This window comes from Melioribacter sp., assembly GCF_049325435.1.
GTDB classification, from domain to species: Bacteria; Bacteroidota; Ignavibacteria; order Ignavibacteriales; family Melioribacteraceae; genus Melioribacter; species Melioribacter roseus.
Map to the genome: position 1 here is coordinate 104,057 of NZ_JBMOLD010000012.1, position 19,328 is coordinate 123,384.

A 19,328-nucleotide genomic window follows, 5' to 3' on the forward strand; every position below is an offset into this window, starting at 1 on the left:
ACTAATTTTTGATTAGACAACATAATAAACAAATATTCCCTCCCGAATGTTCTTAAAAAAGTTAAAAGAGCAACCGACACAAAAATATTCAAGGCGCTTGACAATATAGTTAAGTAAGCTTAAATTGTAGTAAAATTTTTAATCTTATGACTACGATCTCGAAAGAAAATTATCTGAAGTTAATATATAATTTCCATGCGCGCGGAATTGCCGCCGCAACGTCGCAGATGGCTAAGGAATTGAACGTGTCGAATTCTGCAATCAGCGATATGGCAAAAAAGCTTTCGAAAGAAGGCTTGATTGAATACGAGAAATACAAAGGCATGAAGTTGACTCGGCGGGGCGAGCTCGAGGCATTGAAAGTGCTCAGAAAGCATCGCCTTTGGGAAATGTTTTTACAAAAAGCGCTCGAAATTCCGTGGAGCAAACTTCACGACGAAGCCGAGAGGCTGGAACATCATACTTCGGAATATTTAATCGATAAAATCGATTCATATTTAGGCTTTCCGAGGTTCGATCCGCACGGTCATCCGATACCTAAAAAAGACGGCACGATAGAAGGCGCAGATATGTTAATTCCGATGCTCGAATGTATAAACGGCAAAAAATATAAACTCAAACAGGTGGACGACAAAGACGGCGGTTTAATAAAATATTTATCCGACATCGATTTAATTCTCGATACGGAATTCGAATTCGTAGACCGCATTCAATACGACAATTCTATTAAAATCAGATACGGGGAAAAAGAAATCATTTTAAGCGAAAAAGTCGCAAGCAATTTGCTTGTGAAAGAATTAACCGAAAAGGGGGTATGATGACTCTTTATTTAATTTTACTGGCGGTATTAATACTGCTTGGCGTAGTTGTCGTTAAAAAAATGCGGGGCAAGAGGTGGAAATTTTCCGAAAAGGAATTAATTGAAGACACTCTCAAACATCTTTATAATTCCGAAGAAGCCAAAACGGATACCGATGAGAATACCCTTTCCAAAGTTTTGTCGATATCCGTCAAGCAAGCCGCTAGATTAATCAAAAAACTGGAAGAAAGCGGACTTACGGAAAATGTGGACGGCAAACAAAAACTTACTAAGAGCGGTCGCGCCTATGCGCTCAAAATTGTAAGAATTCATCGGTTGCTCGAAAAATATTTTGCCGAAAACACAAGTATAAACGAGACCGAGTGGCATAAAATAGCCGAAGCCAAAGAACATCAAATCGACGACGACAAAGCTAGAGAGCTTGCCGCCCGATTGGGCAATCCTTTGCGCGATCCCCACGGAGATCCGATCCCTACCGCCGGAGGAGAAGTCTATTCTCATAACGGTATCCCACTGTCGAAATTAAAAGTAAATGACTTCGGCAATATCGTCCATATAGAAGACGAACCTAAAAATTTATACAAGGAAATTTCCGATTCGGGAATTTACCCCGGAATGCAAATTCAAATAAAGGATAAGAAGAAGGACGGCATCGAAATAAAAGGCGACGGCAAACGTCAGTATATTTCTAACGAGGCAGCCGGCAACATTACAATAGTGCCTTTGAATAAAGAGGAGGTCGTTAAGCAGGATTACCTGCCGTTGTCGAGCCTTGAAGTTGGCGAAGAAGCCGAAGTAGTCGGCATCTCGAAAGCATTGAGAGGAATGCAAAGAAGGCGTTTGCTCGACTTTGGAATTGTGCCCGGCACGCGTATTCGGGCGGTATTGAAAAGCGTGGGCGACGATCCGGTGGCTTATGAATTGAGAAATACTTTAATAGCATTAAGGAAAAATCAGTCGGATTATATTTTTATAAGAAAAATCGGGAATGAGAAATGAATCCTGCACATGATAAAAAAAATCTGGTGAAGCTCGGTATCGACATGAGTGACGTCGATTTTATTATTGCGCTTGCCGGGAATCCTAACACGGGAAAAAGTACGGTCTTTAACAGTTTAACGGGTTTACGGCAACATACGGGCAATTGGCCGGGAAAAACCGTCGGAAGAACAGAAGGCGCTTTCAGTTATATAGGACATAAATATAAAATTGTCGATTTGCCCGGAACTTATTCGCTTCTCTCTACAAGCGCCGACGAAGAAATAGCTCGTGATTTTATTTTGTTCGGCAGACCAGATGTTACGGTTATAGTTGCCGACGCCACTCGGATCGAACGTAATCTGAATTTGACTTTACAAGTGCTCGAAATTACCGACCGCGCCGTATTGTGTCTAAATTTGATCGATGAAGCTAGAAGGCATAATATAAACGTAGATCATATCAAGCTCTCGGAAATTCTCGGTATTCCCGTTGTTCCGACGGCGGCTCGTCAAAAGGAAGGTATTCCTGAATTGCTCGAAACTATCCATAAAGTTGCAACGGGCGAAATAAAGTGCAATCCGTACAGGGTTAATACGGATTTCAGAAGCGTAGCGCCCGCAGTGGAAAAACTCGAAAATAAAATAAAAAGTTTGTTCCCCGATTTGCCGAATACGCGCTGGATTGCCCTGCGTCTGCTCGAAGGCGACCAGAAAATAATCGACGCTGTCAGAAGCGGCGATATCGGCAAGTTAATTTCAGAAGAGATTGAAGGATAAAATATGAAAAACGAACGCGATTTACTTATTGAAGAAGCCGAAAAACTCCGTTGGGAAATCGGAGAAAATTTACACGACTCGCTCCTGGAAAGCATCTATAAAAGCGCTGAAGAAATTAGCGGCAAAGTTGTAACCAGAAACGATACGGGCAAATTATCCCAAAAGAATATCGACCGGTTAATCGATAAGATTGTTACGAACAAATGGACCGGATTTCCAATCATGTTCATACTGCTGGCTCTCGTTTTTTGGTTGACAATTGTCGGCGCAAATTATCCTTCTTCTTTTTTGGCGACTATTCTGGTGGATACTCTGCATCCGGTCATCAGAGATTTTTTCGTTTCGATCTCTTCGCCCCAATGGCTCACAGGAACTTTGATCGACGGCGGATACCTGGCGGTTGCCTGGGTGGTAAGCGTTATGCTGCCTCCGATGGCAATCTTTTTTCCTTTATTTACTTTTCTGGAAGATTTTGGGTATCTGCCGCGCGTGGCGTTTAATATGGACGGAATTTATAAGCGAGTGGGAGCTCACGGAAAACAAGCTTTAACAATGAGTATGGGATTCGGCTGCAATGCCGCGGGCGTTATTGCCGCGCGTATTATCGACAGTCCTCGCGAAAGATTGATAGCAATTATTACCAACAATTTTTCGCTTTGCAACGGGCGGTGGCCTACGCAGATTTTGATTGCATCGATTTTTATAGGGAGTCTTGCGCCCCCGTATTTAGCAGGAATAGCTTCTGCCGGCGCCGTCGTCGGAATTGCAATTCTCGGAGTAGTCTTCAGCTTGATTGTATCCTGGGGTTTGACTCGTACGGTCTTAAAAGGCGAGCCCTCCGCTTTCAGTCTTGAATTACCGCCATATCGTCCGCCGAGAATTCTTCAAATACTTTATACCTCCTTGATAGACCGTACTATATTTGTTTTATGGCGAGCTGTTGTATTTGCATTTCCTGCGGGAATAGTAATCTGGGCGGTGGCTAATATTAATGTGGAAGGCGTCAGCATTGCCGAACATTTTATTCATTGGGTCGACCCATATGCAATGTTTATAGGGTTGAACGGCGTTATAATACTTGCATATATAATTGCTATCCCCGCTAACGAAATCGTAATACCGACAATATTAATGCTGACCGTTTTGTCGTTGAAAGTAAGCGGAGTGGGCGCCGGCGCAGGCGTTATGTTCGAAATGGATAATCCTGCTGACGTAGCCGAACTATTGAAACTGGGCGGATGGACTGCTTTGACGGGGATTAATTTAATGTTATTCAGTTTATTGCATAATCCATGTTCGACTACAATTTATACGATTTATAAGGAAACCAAGAGCGTTAAATGGACGGCTGTTGCCACATTGCTGCCGATAGCTATGGGAATATTGGTTTGCTATGCCACGGCGCAGTTGTGGTATCTCTTTGCCTGATTACTTGTTCTTTGCCCTTATTGGTTTTTTATGTTTTTTGGATACGTATTTAATTAAATATTCCTGATGGTTTAATGGTTTTTCCGTATACACCGGATGATAGAACACATATTTGCCCGTTGGCAATAATATTCTTGCTTTTTGATTGTCGCGCAGGCATGTTTTGAGAATTTCTTCTTTAATAAATTTCCGCAACTGTGGATTTTCTACAGGGAATGTAACTTCGACGCGTCTGTCGAGGTTCCTCTGCATTAAGTCGGCGCTGCTCAAATAGATTTCTTCCTGTCCGTTATTGTAGAAGTAATAGATTCTGCTGTGTTCCAAAAAGCGTCCTACGATGCTGACGACTCTAATATTTTCGCTCAAGCCGGGCGCTTGCGGTACCAGACAACAAATTCCTCTTACGATCAGATCTATTTTAACTCCCTGATTGGAAGCTTCGTAGAGAGCGGCAATTATTACCGGATCGACCAATGAATTTAGCTTGAATATCAATCTGCCTTTGCCGCCCGATTTTACGTTCTGAATTTCACGGTTTATGAGTTCCAGAAATGTTTGCCTTTTGTTTACCGGAGCGACGGACAACTTCCTGTACTTTTTTTGCTCCGAATATCCGGTGAGATAGTTGAAAATTTCCGAAACGTCTGCGCATATTTCTTCGTCGGCTGTAAAGAGCCCCAAGTCGGTGTACAATTTAGCGGTCGAAGTATTGTAATTTCCCGTGCTCAGATGCACATAGCGTTTTACGCCGTCGAGTTCTTTGCGAACCACCAGAGTCATTTTAGCGTGCGTTTTCAGACCGACCAGACCGTAAACAACGTGCACGCCCGCTTTTTCGAGTTCCCGCGCCCAGTAGATATTATTCTCTTCGTCGAAACGCGCTTTGAGTTCAACCAATACAGCCACCTGCTTTTTACTCTCGGCGGCTTCAATCAAATATTTTACGATAGGAGAATTTTGCCCAATTCTGTAAAGAGTTTGTTTGATTGCAAGTACGTCGGGGTCCCTCGAAGCTTCTTTAATAAAATCCACAACGGGCGTAAACGATTCGTACGGGTGATGAAGAAGGATATCTCTTTTTGAAATCATCGAAAAAATATTTTCTTCTTCTTCAATATTTAATGAAGGCACGGGATAAAACGGTTTGTCCTTAAGATGCGGAAGGGAAAGGTCGTACAATATCATCACGTCTGCAAGCCCCAGATTCCCGTCGATTATATGAACGTCGTTGCGTGTGATTTCAAGATTTTCCACAAGCGTATCGAGCATATAATCCGGCATGTTGCTTTCCACTTCCAACCTTACTACCGAACCGAATTTCCTGAGGCGAATATTTTCTTCGATCAATTGTAACAAATCGTCCGCCTCGTCTTCCTGAATTTCCAGATCTGTATTCCTTGTAATTCTGAACCGATATGCCTCAACGGCGTCGAGTCCAGGGAAAAGCATGTTCAGGTTGGATTTAATAAGGTCTCCAATCCATACGTATTTAATACTATTGCTTTGCTGTGAAGAAGAATTTTTGTCAATTATATGGTCTATTCTCAGGAGTCGCGGCAAAATGCTCGGTATTTTAACTCTGGCAAAATGTTTCTCGCCGTTCGGTTTCTTTACGAGAATGGCAAAGCTGAGACTTAAATTGGAGATATACGGAAAAGGTCTTCCGGGGTCGAATGCCAGCGGAGTAAGCACTGGATAGATTTCTTTCAGAAAATATTGATTGAGCCCTTTTTTTTCTTCTTCAGACAATTCGTTTATGTCGCAAATAAAAATGTTGTTTTTTCTCAGTTCGGGAAGTACGATAGTATGCCAATAATCGTATATTTGTTTGACCATCGGCTGGACAGTCTCTTCGATTTTTGCCAGTTGATCAATCGGCGTAAGACCGTCTATCGAGGTTTCGAAAACTTTTGCCCTGATCTGTTCTTTCAAACCGGAAACACGAATCATATAAAATTCGTCGAGATTCGAAAAGAAAATGGAGATAAACTTTACTCTTTCGAGCAGAGGCAAATTCGGATTGGTAGCTTCTTCGAGCACTCGCCTGTTGAATTCCAACCAGCTCAGTTCCCGGTTGAAAAAATTTTCGCTCTTGAAGTATTTCTTTATATATTCTTTTGTAAGCTTCATGTCTCAACTTTTTATTTTTTAACGGAAGTATAATTTTCGATGTCGTATTTAATAATTTTTTCGGGCATCGGCAATCTTTTCAATTCGACTTTCGCGCGTCTGAAAAATTCCTCTGCAAGAGTATCGTGATAATCCGAGAAAATTACAACTTCTTTTATTCCCGCCGTAATTAGCGCTTTGGCGCAATTAGTGCACGGCATATTCGTTACATAAGCGGTAGCGCCCTGCGTGCTTATACCGTGAGAAGAGCACTGCAAAAGAGCGTTCATTTCGGCGTGAATGGTTCTTACGCAGTGATTGTCGATAACCATACAACCGACGTCTTCGCAATGGTCGTCGCCGGGGATTGAGCCGTTGTATCCCGTCGATAAAATTTGTTTGTCTTTAACCAACACGCACCCGCAATGCATTCTCGGGCAGGTGGCCCTTTCCGAAACAAGCATTGCAACTTTCAAAAAGTATTCGTCCCACGAAGGACGCCTTCCGTGATTGCTGCCCATATTTAATTCCGTAAGATGAATAATGAAATGACAAATTTAACCAAATTCTGTTTAAAAAAAACACTGCTATGGTGGAGGGCGACACCATAGCAGCGAGGTTAGTTTTTAGGAGGGTTGTGTAAGTTATGTGTACTTGCTTAATATACATCAATGAGCGTGCCAAATGAAAGGTCACGCTAAAGTGTAAAATCCTATTCTTAGTCCGAATATTTTTCAAAAGTTATAAAAAGTCGTAATATTTTTTCTTAGGAATGAAAGCGCTATAATATATGATAAAAAAAGATTAAATAGTTCTTTTTAGAATTATTCTGAAGGTTGTGCCTTTGTTTATAACCGACTCTTTGACGAATATCTTACCGTCGTGATAATTTTCGATAATTCTCTTCGAAAGACTCAATCCCAAGCCCCATCCTCTTTTTTTGGTAGAATATCCCGGTTTGAAGACTTCTTTTTTGTTGCCGGGTTCAATGCCTTTGCCGCTGTCTTTAATATCGATAATCAGGGAACCGTTTTTTTGTTTGATATTGAATTCGATAATTCCGTTTTGGCTTTCAATGGCGTCGAGCGCGTTTTTTATCAAATTTTCGATTACCCATTCGAATAATTCTTTATTGAGGAGAGCTTTTAAGGATGGGTCGCCCTTTACCGATAAATTTATATTTTTCCCGATTTGAGGAAGGCGTCTTTCGAAATAACGAATTACACTTTCAATTATTTCGTAAGGCGATTCAACTTTTAACTCGGGTTTGGAGCCGATTTTCGAAAAACGCATTGTAATTTTGTTAAGGCGTTCGAGGTCGTTCGAAATTTCGTCGGCTATGTCGAGAACTTTATCGGGATTGTCGTAATTGATTCTGAGAATCTCATTCCAACCCATAAGGCTTGAAATCGGGGTTCCGAGTTGATGCGCAGTTTCTTTCGACATGCCCACCCAAATGCTGCTCTGTTCGTTCTTGCGTATGAAGTTGAATCCGGTGTAAGCAATCAGTATAAAGACGAGGGCAAAGAGAATTTGAAGATACGGGTAGAAACGCAATTTACGAACAACGTCCGAATCTCCGTAATAGATCAACTGAATGACGGTGCCGTCGGGGGCTTTTATTTCGATAGGAGGGTGTTCGCTTTCGAGTTCTTTTAATTTTTCAGAGAGGAGTTCGAGCAATTTTTCTTTCGGAATATCGGGTTCGAAGTAGATGTTTTTGTATCCGATGCCGGCTTCAGTGGAAACGATCTTCCCATTGGCGTCCGTTAGAATCAGAGGAAAATCGATTCTTTGTATCAAATTCTGGAATATAAACGTGATGTCGCTTCCGGATTCGTCCGGTCGGGCGATATATTCGAGGCTGTTCGCATATAACTGAATTATCTCTTTCTCGCGTTCCTGTAATTTATTGACCAGATGCTGTGTATAATACCATGTGCCGAGCGCAATTAAAGAGCCGATAAAGAGGAGAGCAAACTTTATTTTTACGGTAGTGGAATTTCCAAATTTATTCATAAAGTTCTTCCGTAATTGGAAGAGAAATTATAATTCAATGGTTTGGCTACGCGCCGGTCCGACGGAAATCATTTTGATTTCGAATCCGCTCTGTTGCGAAATAAACGTTAAATACTCTTTCGCTTCGGAGGGAAGATCGTCGTAATACCGGACTTTGGAAATATCCTTCTTCCATCCTTTGAGAGTTTCATAGACCGGCGTTACGCTTTCGAGCCTGTTAACATCCGTCGGATACGATTTAAGCTTCTTTCCGTTTATCTCGTAACCCACGCAAACTTTAATTTCGTCGAGATAGCTAAGCACGTCGAGCTTGGTGATAGCGGCTCTTTCGATGCCGTTTATCATTCTGGAATAGTTGACCAGAAAAGCGTCGTACCAGCCGCAGCGACGGGGTCTTCCGGTAGTCGCTCCGAATTCGACTCCGGCTTTTCTCAATTCGTCAGCCTGAGTTCCATCTAATTCGGTCGGAAACGGTCCCAATCCAACGCGAGTGGTATATGCTTTAACGATGCCGATTACAGAATCGATTTTGGTAGGAGGAATTCCCGTGCCCGTTGCCGCTCCGCCGGATGTCGGATTGGATGAAGTTACATAAGGATAGGTGCCGAAATCGACGTCGAGCAGCGTTCCCTGAGCTCCTTCGAGTAATACTGATTTGCCTTCGTTAATCGCATTGTTTAAGAGCGCGGACGTGTCTGTTATATATTGGTCGATTATCCGGTCGAACTCGGTATATTCTTTAATGATTTCGTCGACGTCGAGTTCTTCGCGGTTATATATTTTCCGAATAATAGTGTTTTTTTCTGCGAGGTTCAATTTTATTTTTTCTTCGAGCGCTTTCTTGTCGAGCAAGTCGACTATTTTGATGCCTTTGCGCGCATATTTATCGATATAACATGGACCGATACCTCTGCCGGTGGTACCGATTTTTGAGGAGCCGCTCTCGCTGAGGGAATCGAGAAGCTTGTGGTATGGCATAATCAGATGAGCGTTGTGACTGATAAACAATCTGCCTTTAATATTGATTCCCATATTTTCGAGCAAATTTATCTCTTCGAGCAAAGCTTTAGGGTCGATAACCACGCCGTTTCCAATCACGCAAATAATATTTTCCCTCAATATGCCGGAGGGAATCAAATGGAGGATATACTGTTTCTCGCCAACCTGAACAGTATGTCCCGCATTTGCGCCGCCCTGATAGCGGGCTACAATGTCGAACTGCTCGGAGAGTATATCGACTATTTTACCTTTGCCTTCGTCACCCCATTGGCTACCAACTATTACGGTAACGCTCATCCCAATCTCCGTTAATTATAAAAAGGTGGGTAAACCACAAAATATTTTCTTTCCCCTACCCCGGGGAGTAAAAAATAAAGACTGTATAAGAAAATTATTATTCGGAAAAACTTTTTACGGCTTCTTCTACCGATGGATAATGCTCGAATATTGTAATCAATTTGGTGATTACCAGCAGACTTTCGATTTTATCTGTAGCGTTGGCAAGTTTAAAATTGCCGCCGCCGTTTTTCATCGTAGTGTATCCGCTGATTAGCATACCGAGTCCGGAACTGTTCATAAATTTACAACCCGAAAGGTCGACAACTACATTTTTCTTGCCTTCCTCAAGGAGTTTGTGCAACAAGTCGCTGAATTCCTGGGCTTCAGGACCGCCCATAACGTTGCCTTTTAACTCGATTACTACAGCGCCGTATTTTTCATATGTTTTGATTTTCATGGGTTCTCCTTAAATTTTTCGCTGCCTTTGTTCTTCGGCTTGCAGTTTATTCACTATTAATAATTATATTAGTAACTAAATTATTGAATACTATTGTAAAAATAAAGAAATATTTCCTCAAGAGGAACATTAATTTTTTTTGAACGTCTAAAACTATGACTTTGCTTAATAATAATGAAGAAAAGAATGACAATCTGCGCGATGAAGACTTTGAGCTAATAGAAAAGTTTATTGAAGGCGACGAATCGGTGTTCAGAATTCTTGTTCTTAAGCATAAAGACAAAGTTAGAAATTTAGTGTTCCTTACTCTGGGCGACAATGACTTTGTTGACGATATTTCCCAGGACGTTTTTATAAGCGTTTATAATAAATTAAAAGATTTCCGGTTCGAATCGAAATTTACAACCTGGATATATAGAATAACCGTCAACAAATGTCGCGACTATCTGAGGAAGAAAAAAGTGCGCAGTATTTTTTCGCCCCTTGGAGATACCGACCGTCAGTACGGCGTTAAATCTTTTTCCGAAAATATCGATTTACAGAAGATCGTCAGAAAAGCGATCGAACGCTTGCCCGAAAACTTGAAGGTTCCGCTTATTCTGAGAGATATCGACGGATTCACTTATAAGGAAATTGCCGAACAACTTAATACGGAAGTCGGTACAATTAAATCGAGAATATTCAGAGCGCGCGAAGCGCTGAAAGTTATTCTCGAACCATATTATAAAGAAATGAACGGATGATGAACGAACGTCTGATAGAAAATATTAAAAAATTCCTGCCCGTTTTGCCTATAATTTTACTTACAATTGTTCTTATGCTGGTCTTCAAATTCAACAAGGAAAATATAGACGTGTTTATCGAAGAAAGACAAAACGATATAATTTCTTTTTATGCTGGAAGTCTCAAGCCGCTCTTCTACAAAACCCAGATCAGCAACGAGGACATTTTCAACTTCGCTCTCTATAAATACCTCCCGATTGATAAAGTTAATAACGAAGTCGTCTTAATATCCGACGATACCGCCAAGCGCGATGTAGTATATGAAATTAAAACTTTACCGGCCGAAGCTGATCAAAACCATTATAAGCAGTTTGTCGACTATCTGCAGTTAAATGCTGCTCAGCGACGTCAGGTCGATTCGTTGCTCGAATTTTATAAAAAACAAATTTACTATTCGATTCTTACGGGCGACAATCAGACCCTGGCATTTAATTCGAGATTGGCTGACTTACAGAAAACGCTGCTGGCTGATCTGATCAATTTTGCCAGGAGAATCAATAAGAGCAAAATCGATATATTGCTTGCAAAGAACAGGAACATACCGCATGAGTGGGAATTCATCGACTTTGTGAAAACTACGCGAAAAGTAAGAGACGACAGATTTCTGTTTATAACTCCCGATACGGTCTTTTTCGCTAAAGGAAATATCGATACTCAGGCTTTGGACAATCAGTTTATGCATACAGGAACTAAAGGGATACCCGCCGCAGGTAATATCAAATTCGAATTATTGAAAGATCATTCCGTATTCAATATCAAATTCGACTCCAGTAATTTTAAGGTAAGCATACCGTATTCGGACGATTACTACGAGGGAACAAAAGAATTCAGAGTCAAACTGGATAACCTTAATAAAGAATTGCAACGAATTCAAATTGATCTTCCAAAATTACTCGAAGCGGAAATTTCAGTAGAGAAAAAATTTAAGTACGACCAACATAATATCGACCCTTCGGAAATTATTAAAGCGACATTAAAAGCCGTTGGAGAAAAAGGCGAAGTCGACTGGGAAGAATTCGGAAGAAAAATCGACTCGATGGCGCGCAGTTATGCCGATTCGGTTTCCAAACAGAAAAAAGTGAATCCATGAATCTTAAGAACGTAATTAAATTTACAAGAAGCCGTAGTCTCGAAAATGCCGCAGTTGTGTCGGTTCTTCTTTTAATTTATAATTTTATATTTCCGATCCATTCCAATCCTATTGTCTCTTTGGTTAACGAAGTCCTGGTATTCCTCACGATTTTCTTTATCTATAATTACATTTCTCCGTATACCGAATTAAGAAAAGACGCTCCGCTCTCTCTGGTTTTGAACGCGGGAATACTGGGCGCTTTGGTCTTTTTCGTAATTTCATTGGCGAATTCGGCTATCGGCGACGGCAACTCGATTAAATCCGATACCGGCGCCGTTAACACTCTTTTTACGACCGTTCTGAATTACATTTTTATAATCGTCCTTGCATATATCTTTTCGACTTTCCGAACGCTCTATTACTTGCGACAGAAGAAAGATCAATCTCTCTATTTCAACACGATGTTATTCTTTTTCGTGATGACTTTCTTCTCGGAGTTTGCAAACTTCAGTTCGTCGTTGGACTTTATACACGACGCATTCTTTATAGTTACAATCGTATTAATTTCTTTGAACTCTCTTAAAGTATCCTGGATTGCCTTCCTTACAAAAAAACAGAAACTTTATTTGCTCCTGATCTCAATCATACTTTCGATTTTGTTCGGCTTTAATTTCGGGCTTTTGAATGAAAGCAATGTAATAAAAATGATTTTATTCAAACTGTCGGTAGGGCTTTATACCGTTTTCAGTCTGGTTATGATATACGGCATGATTTATTTCGGAGTTATATTTTTCACTACGTTGTTTCATCTTCCGACAGCCGAGGCATTCGACCGCCGTTCCGAAGAAATCTCTTCGTTGATGGATCTAACTAAACTGATAACTCAGGTTTTTGATTTCAAGGAACTCGCCGACTCCATCATTAATTTTACTACGAAGATTTGCAATTCCAACGCCGCCTGGTTGGTTACGATAAGCGAAGACGGAATAGAGGTAACTGCCGTCAATAACATCGGTTATGTGGAAGCTAGGCTGGCCGCCGAATTGTTCCTTAAGGATTCGGTTAAAGGAGTTTATTCGATTACCACTGCGGATGAAATAGACGAGCGATTCAACTTCCGTACGGTGGCGGTTGCGCCGTTAAACGTTCACAATAAATTGAGCGGTTATTTATTTACAGCGAGATTAAGCGAAGTTGACTTTGACAAAGACGAAAAAAACACGCTGCAAACATATGCCGATTACGCTTCTGTCGCGCTTGAAAATGCAAAGCTGATAGCCGAATCGATCGAAAAAGAACGTCTTGAGAAAGAGCTCGATGTTGCAAGAGACGTTCAACGGAAAATTTTGCCGGTGAATTTTCCGGTTTCCGATAATTACGAGCTTTCCGCGCTCTTTATTCCGGCGTTCGAAGTGGGAGGCGATTATTACGATTTCTTCGAACTTTCAGACAACCGGCTCGGATTTATTGTCGCCGACGTATCAGGTAAAGGAATCTCCGCGGCGTTTATAATGGCTGAATTGAAAGGTATTTTCGAATCGCTTGCTAAAATCGTAAATTCGCCTACCGAGCTTCTGATAAAAGCAAATGAAATTCTCAAAGACAGTCTCGACAAAAAAAACTTTGTTACCGCCGTTTACGGAATACTCGATTATAAGAACGGAATTATGAAAATAGCAAGGGCAGGGCACACGCCGATTATTTATTGCAGCGCAGGAAAAATATCCAGACTCCTGCCGAAAGGGATTGGGCTGGGGCTCGACTACTCCGCAAAATTTGAAAATTCTCTCGAAGAGTTGGAAATTAATTTGAAAGATGGCGACGTTTTTGTAATTTATTCAGATGGAATTCCGGAAGCTAAAAATTCAATGAACGAAGATTTCGGCTACGACCGTTTTGAAAATATTATTTCTTCGAATTGCAAAAAAAATCTCGACGGAATTGCAAACGAAATTGTTAAGGAAATTACATTGTTTTCGAAAGACCACACACAACACGATGATATAACTCTTGTAATCATCAGATGGAGTTCATAAAAAATTATTAAAACGGAGAATGATAAATGGCAGATTTTAATGTCGGCTTGAGGGACGCCGGTTCCGTTAGTATTGTTGAATTAAAAGGGTATCTGGACGCTCATACCGCCCCGGAACTTGAAAATATATTCAATAAATTGATTCGGGAAAATAAATTCAAAATCGTCGTAAATTTCAATCAACTCAATTATATCAGCAGCGCGGGACTCGGCGTTTTTATGGCTTATGTCGAAACTATGAGAGAAAACAACGGCGATATTAAATTTGCCAATCTTAAGGAAAACGTATACAATATTTTCGATCTGCTCGGTTTTCCCCTCCTTTACGAATTCTATAAAGACGAAAACGAAGCTATCCAAAAGTTTAACGAGCCGGGTAAATCTTGAAAAACAACAGATTGCATAAACAACTTAAAATAAACAGCGGCACGGAAAATCTGGCAAATGTCAGAAAATTTGTGAAAGATACCGCCTTGGAATGCGGATTTGGCGAAGACGATATCGAACAGATTATCCTCGCAGTCGACGAGGCATGCACCAATATTATAAAACATGCTTACGGATTTTCGCCGGACGGTATTATCGATATCGATGTGAAATTTAAGGACGATAAATTTACTATCGCTATCACGGACGAAGGCAAGGGTTTCGATCCGAAACAGATTCCGATTCCGGACGTTCAGGAATTTTATAAACAGAAAAAAGTAGGCGGGCTCGGGATCTACCTGATGAGAAAATTGATGGACGAAGTAAACTATTCCATTGAAAACAAAAACAAGAATCGGGTAACATTAGTCAAATATCTTAAGAACGCCTAATGGACAAGACCGATAATATCGGGTTGTTGAGAAATCTTTCGGCTTTGGTCGATTTCAGCAACCTTATTAATTCCAGCCTCGATATCAATTTTATCCTGAATAATATTCTTTTGACATGTATGGGAAAATTCCATACTACCAAAGGCTTGATTGTACTGTTCGACAGGGCAGGGAAGCCTAATATAAATATTTCAAAGGGTTTTCTAAACGCTCCCGAAATTCCGGAAGATTTATATACAAACGACGAAGCGCTCGATAATTTTATTCAAGATTGTCAATTCTCTATCCGAAAAGAAATCAATTCAACGACGGGCGCAATAGGAGTAATTTTTCTGGGTAGAAAATTAACCGGCAAAGAGTACGATAAAACTGATTTGGAATTTTTAAGCACTATTATAAATATCGGAGCAACCGCAATCGAAAATTCTTTGACTGTAGAAGAATTGAAAAGAGTCAACAGAGAACTCGATTCGAAGGTCAATCAATTGAGTTCGCTCTTCGACCTGAGCAAAGAATTCAGCGGACTCCTGAAAATCGAAACTATCGGCAAGCTGCTGGCATTTTCGTTAATCGGTCAAATGACCGTTTCGGAATTTGCGATAGTAATTTGCAGCGGGGAAAAACACAGGATACTCGAAACAAAATACGATCGAAACAAAATTGCTTTATTTCTCGACAAATGCGATGCCCGCAAAATAAACACGGTTATTACCAAAAGGCAATTTACGGAAGAGTTGATGCTTCTGACCGAGTTGGGCGTAGAACTGATAGTGCCAATGCAAATAAAAGGCGAAACCAAAGGTCTGATTATGCTGGGGGAGAGGAAGAATCGAAAAAAATATGAGCAGACGGATATAGAATTCATTTCTTCGCTGGGAAGCATTGCCATAATATCGATTGAAAACGCTTTGCTGTTCGAAACGGCGCTCGAAAAGCAAAGAATGGAAAAAGACCTGGAGACCGCAAGAACGATTCAAAAAAATCTGTTGCCCAAATCGATTCCAAAATTCGATACAATTGAAATTGCCGCTTATAACGAATCGGCAAAAATTGTAGGAGGAGATTATTACGATGTAATTCAACTCGATGAGGATAATGTGTTGATTGCAATTGCCGACGTATCGGGCAAAGGAGTCCCCGCATCGCTGTTGATGGCGAATCTTCAAGCGTTCCTCAAAACAATTTGCAAAATGAAATTGCCTCTCGATAAAGCGACTAATTTAATCAACGACCTGATTGCGGAAAATACTACTATGGGGAATTACGTTACTTTCTTCTGGTCGGTGTTTAATACCGAATCGAAAGAATTAACTTATGTCAATGCCGGGCATAATCCGCCGTTTTTAATTCGCAATGGAAAGATAACCAAATTAAAAAAAGGGGGCATGATTATCGGATTCCTGCCTACTACAATACCTTACGAATCGGAGACGGTTAAACTTCAAAAGGGAGATTACCTAATTTTGTACACGGACGGAATAACGGAGGCGATGGATAAGAATAATAAAGAATTTACGGATGAAAAATTCGAAGAGCTCGTTTGCCGTATGAAGGAAGAATCGCCTTACGAGGCAATGAAGATTATTAAAAAAAGTATCGACGAGCACGTTAAAGGCGCCGAGCAGAGCGACGACTTAACTTATATTGTTGCCAGAGTGACGAAATAAAAAAGCCGCCCGAATGAGCGGCTTATTGAATACCTACCATCGTTAGAATTCAATTTTTTTATCTGACCGGTTTACAGCTTCAAGCACAAATGCGCTTGCTATAAAAATCGACGAGTAAGTACCCGTAATCATACCTATTAACAATGCAAAGGCGAATCCTCTCAACACTTCTCCGCCAAAGATCAAGAGAACTAAAGTTGTTAATAAAGTAGTAAACACGGTTATCAACGTACGGCTCAACGTTTTATTTATTGCTCTGTTTATATTATCGATAATAGGGAGCGATTTATGTATTTTTATTTCCTCCCTGACCCTGTCGAATACGATCACGGTATCGTTTATCGAATAACCGACCAGCGTAAGGAATGCGGCAACAACGCTGATCGTAATTTCTAGATTTATACCGGGTAAGATCCCATATAGTGCCGCAAACAATCCTAATGTTATCAGAACGTCGTGGAACAATGCAATAACTGCTCCGAGCGCAAATACAAATTTAAAACGGAAACCCAGATAAATCAGAATAACAACCAGCGACAGCATCACCGCTATAATAGCGTCGGTTTTTAGTTCCTGACCGATTTTGGGTCCAACCTTGTCTTCTTTCAATACACTGAACGGGTTGTCGGCAAAATGTTCCGAAAGATTTTCTTTTATCCAATCGGCAATGCCGAGTCGGACAACAACGGCAGTGTTTTCCGGTTCTACAGAAGCTTTTGCCGTTTGGAAGCCGGCTTCAAAAAGCTTATCATAAATCAGGTTTGCGGATTGAGCATCGGGGAAATCATAAGTCAATGCCGTGTGAGTGGAATCAATCAATTTAATCTCAACGCCCGGCGCCGCTTTTTGAATTAGAGATTCGATTTTATCTTTAACAGTTGGAATTACTTCGGGCGGTAATTGTTGCAATTCGGTCCTTAATAATATTCCAAGAGAACCGCCGAATGTTTTTACTTCAACGTTGCCTAAACCGATATTTTCTACTGCATTTCTAACTTCGGCAATGTCTATCGGATTGCTGAATTCCAGCGCTACTTCTGTACCGCCTTTGAAATCAATGCCAAATTGTAATCCTCTTACAAGAATACTGATTAATCCGAACAATAATATTACCGAAGACACGATATAAAACGTTGTCCGTTTTGACATGAAGTTGATATTTAAATTCTCGAATAGTCGCATCTATTTGACCTCTCCTCAATTAACCAATATTGATTTTTTGTCCTTTGTTTAACATGTAATCGAACATCATACGCACAACAATCAACGCTGAGAACAAGCTAGTCAGAATACCTATCATTAACGTAAGCGCAAAACCTTGAATGGGTCCGCTACCGAATTGGTAGAGGATTATGCCGGTAAAGAAGGTAGTGATATTCGAGTCGATAATAGCCGAGAATGAATTTCTGTAGCCAGCGTCAACCGCGGCTCGAGCGGTTTTGCCCGTGTTCAATTCTTCCCGGATTCTCTCGTAGATAATCACATTTGCGTCTACCGCCATACCCATCGTTAAAACTATACCTGCAATACCCGGCAAAGTGAGCGTTGCCTGGAAGCCTGCCAAAACGCCGAGTATCAACAGTACGGTTACAATCAATCCGATATCAGCCAGCGTACCGGCTCTTCTGTAATAGAATATCATAAAAATTGCAACGAGCGTATAACCTAACCATAATGAATTGAAACCCTGGCGAATTGAGTCCTGACCCAAAGACGGTCCAACGGTTCTTTGCTCGATTATTTCCACCGGCGCCGGCAATGCGCCTGCTTTCAATACGATTTCGAGCAATTTAGCTTCGTCCAGATTCGGGATGCCGCTGATTTGAGAATTACCCGAAGGGATTTTGCTCTGGATGACCGGAGCCGAATAGACCACTCCGTCCAATACGATCGCGCACCTTTTGCCGATATTCGAACCGGTAATTCTTGCCCACTCGCGGGCTCCTTCGGCGTTCATTTGCATCGAAACAACCGGAGCGGAAGTAGTCGGATCGATATTTGCCTGAGCGTCTACTATAACTCCACCCGTCAATTCGGGAGTTTTGTTTACCATATACATGCGATAATATTTTTCCCCGTCGTCGCCTACTATCGGTTTGGCGTCGAAGAGGAATTCTACATTGTCGGGCATTACTTTTTTAACTTCTTCGCGTTGCAGATACGCATTTAATTTCGGTTTATCGCTTTCTTTTACGTATGCGTCGGGTATCCTTCCCTGAGGATCAGCCAATCGGGCGATTGCAAAGAAGGGGTGCTGTTTTGCAAATTCTTCTTCGGTTAACTGTTGGGTCGTATCTGCAACTTGCGCAGAATCAATACCTATCGATTTTGCGAGCACTTCGTCGATTCTGTTCATTATAGGAATAGCAAAGTCAGCATCTTTTACGAGTTTGAATTCGAGCAAAGCTCTGCCTTGCAATAGTCTCTTTGCTTCTTCTTCCCTTGCGACTCCCGGCAATTCAATTACTATCCTTCTGGAGCCCTGTTTTTGAATGTTTGGTTCCGATACACCGTACTGATCGACTCTGTTGCGAATAATTTCAATGGCTCGGGTAACTGCGTCGGATTCCTGTTCCTGGAGTCGGGCAATGATTTGTGCATCGTCTTCGCGTATAGAACCGAAATAGCGGCTCAGACGAATATTCTTTTCTTGCATTAACCTTGCCAGAATCGTCACTACATTTTCATCGGAAAGTTGAGATTCGGCTTCGGCTTGCTTGAGAATTTCAAAGAATTGTTCGTCGGGATCTTTTGCAAGCCTTTCGAGCAATTTGGCGGTGTTCACTTCCATAACGAGATACATACCGCCCTGAAGGTCGAGACCCAATTTAATTCTTTTTTCACGAGCGGAACGATATTCGGGAGTATTTGCCAGAATACTGTCTTTTTTAGCAGTAATTAATTCTCTTATTTCAGTTGGAGTTAAATTCGGGCTGCTCTCTTTAAGGCTATCTTCCAGATGAACCAGTGTTTCGGAAACGTCGACGTTGTTTTTATAATCCTGGTAAGTAGGGTAGAGGAGATAGAGCGAAAGAGCAAAAGCGCCGATTACTAGGAACAGTCTAAATCTTATTTCTTTCATCAC

15 protein-coding genes and 1 pseudogene are annotated in these 19,328 nt (G+C 41.2%); 9 read left to right on the top strand and 7 right to left on the bottom strand.

The window, feature by feature from the left end; translation table 11 throughout:
- Positions 1 to 146 precede the first annotated feature (146 nt).
- The 3 genes and pseudogenes from ACOYVE_RS08535 (at position 147) to feoB (ending at position 4,005) form a co-directional block, all read left to right on the top strand.
- Positions 147 to 818: a metal-dependent transcriptional regulator gene (locus ACOYVE_RS08535; RefSeq protein WP_014856511.1), complete on the top strand. Its 672-nt coding sequence runs from the start codon at positions 147 to 149 to the stop codon at positions 816 to 818.
- On the top strand, positions 815 to 1,819 hold the full coding sequence (locus tag ACOYVE_RS08540; RefSeq protein WP_081489496.1) for a metal-dependent transcriptional regulator: 1,005 nt from the start codon (positions 815 to 817) through the stop codon (positions 1,817 to 1,819). The genes ACOYVE_RS08535 and ACOYVE_RS08540 overlap by 4 nt, the downstream gene beginning before the upstream one ends.
- Positions 1,816 to 4,005 (top strand): annotated as a pseudogene (feoB, locus tag ACOYVE_RS08545) (ferrous iron transport protein B). The gene ACOYVE_RS08540 and the pseudogene feoB overlap by 4 nt, the downstream one beginning before the upstream one ends.
- On the opposite strand, the gene ppk1 reads toward feoB, so the two are convergent.
- From ppk1 to ACOYVE_RS08570, 5 genes are all read right to left on the bottom strand, one after another.
- A complete protein-coding gene (gene ppk1, locus ACOYVE_RS08550) occupies positions 4,006 to 6,135 on the bottom strand; it encodes a polyphosphate kinase 1 (RefSeq protein WP_014856515.1) in 2,130 nt (709 codons plus the stop codon). It abuts the pseudogene before it with no gap.
- 11 nt (positions 6,136 to 6,146) lie between these two features.
- Positions 6,147 to 6,635: a deoxycytidylate deaminase gene (locus ACOYVE_RS08555; RefSeq protein ID WP_014856516.1), complete on the bottom strand. Its 489-nt coding sequence runs from the start codon at positions 6,633 to 6,635 to the stop codon at positions 6,147 to 6,149.
- Between the two features lie 283 nt (positions 6,636 to 6,918).
- Positions 6,919 to 8,133 carry a sensor histidine kinase gene (locus ACOYVE_RS08560; RefSeq protein ID WP_014856517.1) on the bottom strand — a complete coding sequence of 405 codons (1,215 nt, stop codon included), beginning with the start codon at positions 8,131 to 8,133 and terminating at the stop codon, positions 6,919 to 6,921.
- Positions 8,134 to 8,160: 27 nt separating this feature from the next.
- Positions 8,161 to 9,429, bottom strand: a complete 1,269-nt coding sequence (locus ACOYVE_RS08565; RefSeq protein WP_014856518.1) for an adenylosuccinate synthase — start codon at positions 9,427 to 9,429, stop codon at positions 8,161 to 8,163.
- Between the two features lie 97 nt (positions 9,430 to 9,526).
- The gene (locus tag ACOYVE_RS08570; RefSeq protein WP_014856519.1) at positions 9,527 to 9,868 is read right to left on the bottom strand and encodes an STAS domain-containing protein; all 342 of its coding nucleotides are present in this window, start codon (positions 9,866 to 9,868) and stop codon (positions 9,527 to 9,529) included.
- 155 nt (positions 9,869 to 10,023) lie between these two features.
- Here ACOYVE_RS08570 and ACOYVE_RS08575 point away from each other — a divergent pair, with 155 nt between their 5' ends.
- Genes ACOYVE_RS08575 through ACOYVE_RS08600 form a run of 6 tightly spaced genes read left to right on the top strand, consistent with a single transcriptional unit; the run spans position 10,024 to position 16,243 of the window.
- The gene (locus ACOYVE_RS08575) at positions 10,024 to 10,611 is read left to right on the top strand and encodes an RNA polymerase sigma factor (protein WP_014856520.1); all 588 of its coding nucleotides are present in this window, start codon (positions 10,024 to 10,026) and stop codon (positions 10,609 to 10,611) included.
- The gene (locus tag ACOYVE_RS08580; protein WP_014856521.1) at positions 10,608 to 11,741 is read left to right on the top strand and encodes a hypothetical protein; all 1,134 of its coding nucleotides are present in this window, start codon (positions 10,608 to 10,610) and stop codon (positions 11,739 to 11,741) included. Before ACOYVE_RS08575 ends, ACOYVE_RS08580 begins: the two co-directional genes overlap by 4 nt.
- Positions 11,738 to 13,759, top strand: a complete 2,022-nt coding sequence (locus ACOYVE_RS08585) for a PP2C family protein-serine/threonine phosphatase (RefSeq protein WP_014856522.1) — start codon at positions 11,738 to 11,740, stop codon at positions 13,757 to 13,759. Before ACOYVE_RS08580 ends, ACOYVE_RS08585 begins: the two co-directional genes overlap by 4 nt.
- Before the next feature lie 26 nt (positions 13,760 to 13,785).
- On the top strand, positions 13,786 to 14,145 hold the full coding sequence (locus ACOYVE_RS08590) for an STAS domain-containing protein (RefSeq protein ID WP_014856523.1): 360 nt from the start codon (positions 13,786 to 13,788) through the stop codon (positions 14,143 to 14,145).
- Positions 14,142 to 14,576: an ATP-binding protein gene (locus ACOYVE_RS08595; protein ID WP_014856524.1), complete on the top strand. Its 435-nt coding sequence runs from the start codon at positions 14,142 to 14,144 to the stop codon at positions 14,574 to 14,576. The genes ACOYVE_RS08590 and ACOYVE_RS08595 overlap by 4 nt, the downstream gene beginning before the upstream one ends.
- Positions 14,576 to 16,243 carry a GAF domain-containing SpoIIE family protein phosphatase gene (locus tag ACOYVE_RS08600; RefSeq protein ID WP_014856525.1) on the top strand — a complete coding sequence of 556 codons (1,668 nt, stop codon included), beginning with the start codon at positions 14,576 to 14,578 and terminating at the stop codon, positions 16,241 to 16,243. Before ACOYVE_RS08595 ends, ACOYVE_RS08600 begins: the two co-directional genes overlap by 1 nt.
- 42 nt (positions 16,244 to 16,285) lie before the next feature.
- Here ACOYVE_RS08600 and secF read toward each other — a convergent pair whose 3' ends face one another.
- Positions 16,286 to 17,347 (bottom strand): protein translocase subunit SecF, encoded by a 1,062-nt coding sequence (gene secF / locus ACOYVE_RS08605; RefSeq protein WP_226990942.1) that lies wholly within the window; start codon positions 17,345 to 17,347, stop codon positions 16,286 to 16,288.
- Between the two features lie 97 nt (positions 17,348 to 17,444).
- Positions 17,445 to 19,325 (bottom strand): protein translocase subunit SecD, encoded by a 1,881-nt coding sequence (secD, locus tag ACOYVE_RS08610; RefSeq protein WP_014856527.1) that lies wholly within the window; start codon positions 19,323 to 19,325, stop codon positions 17,445 to 17,447.
- Between the last annotated feature and the right edge of the window lie 3 nt (positions 19,326 to 19,328).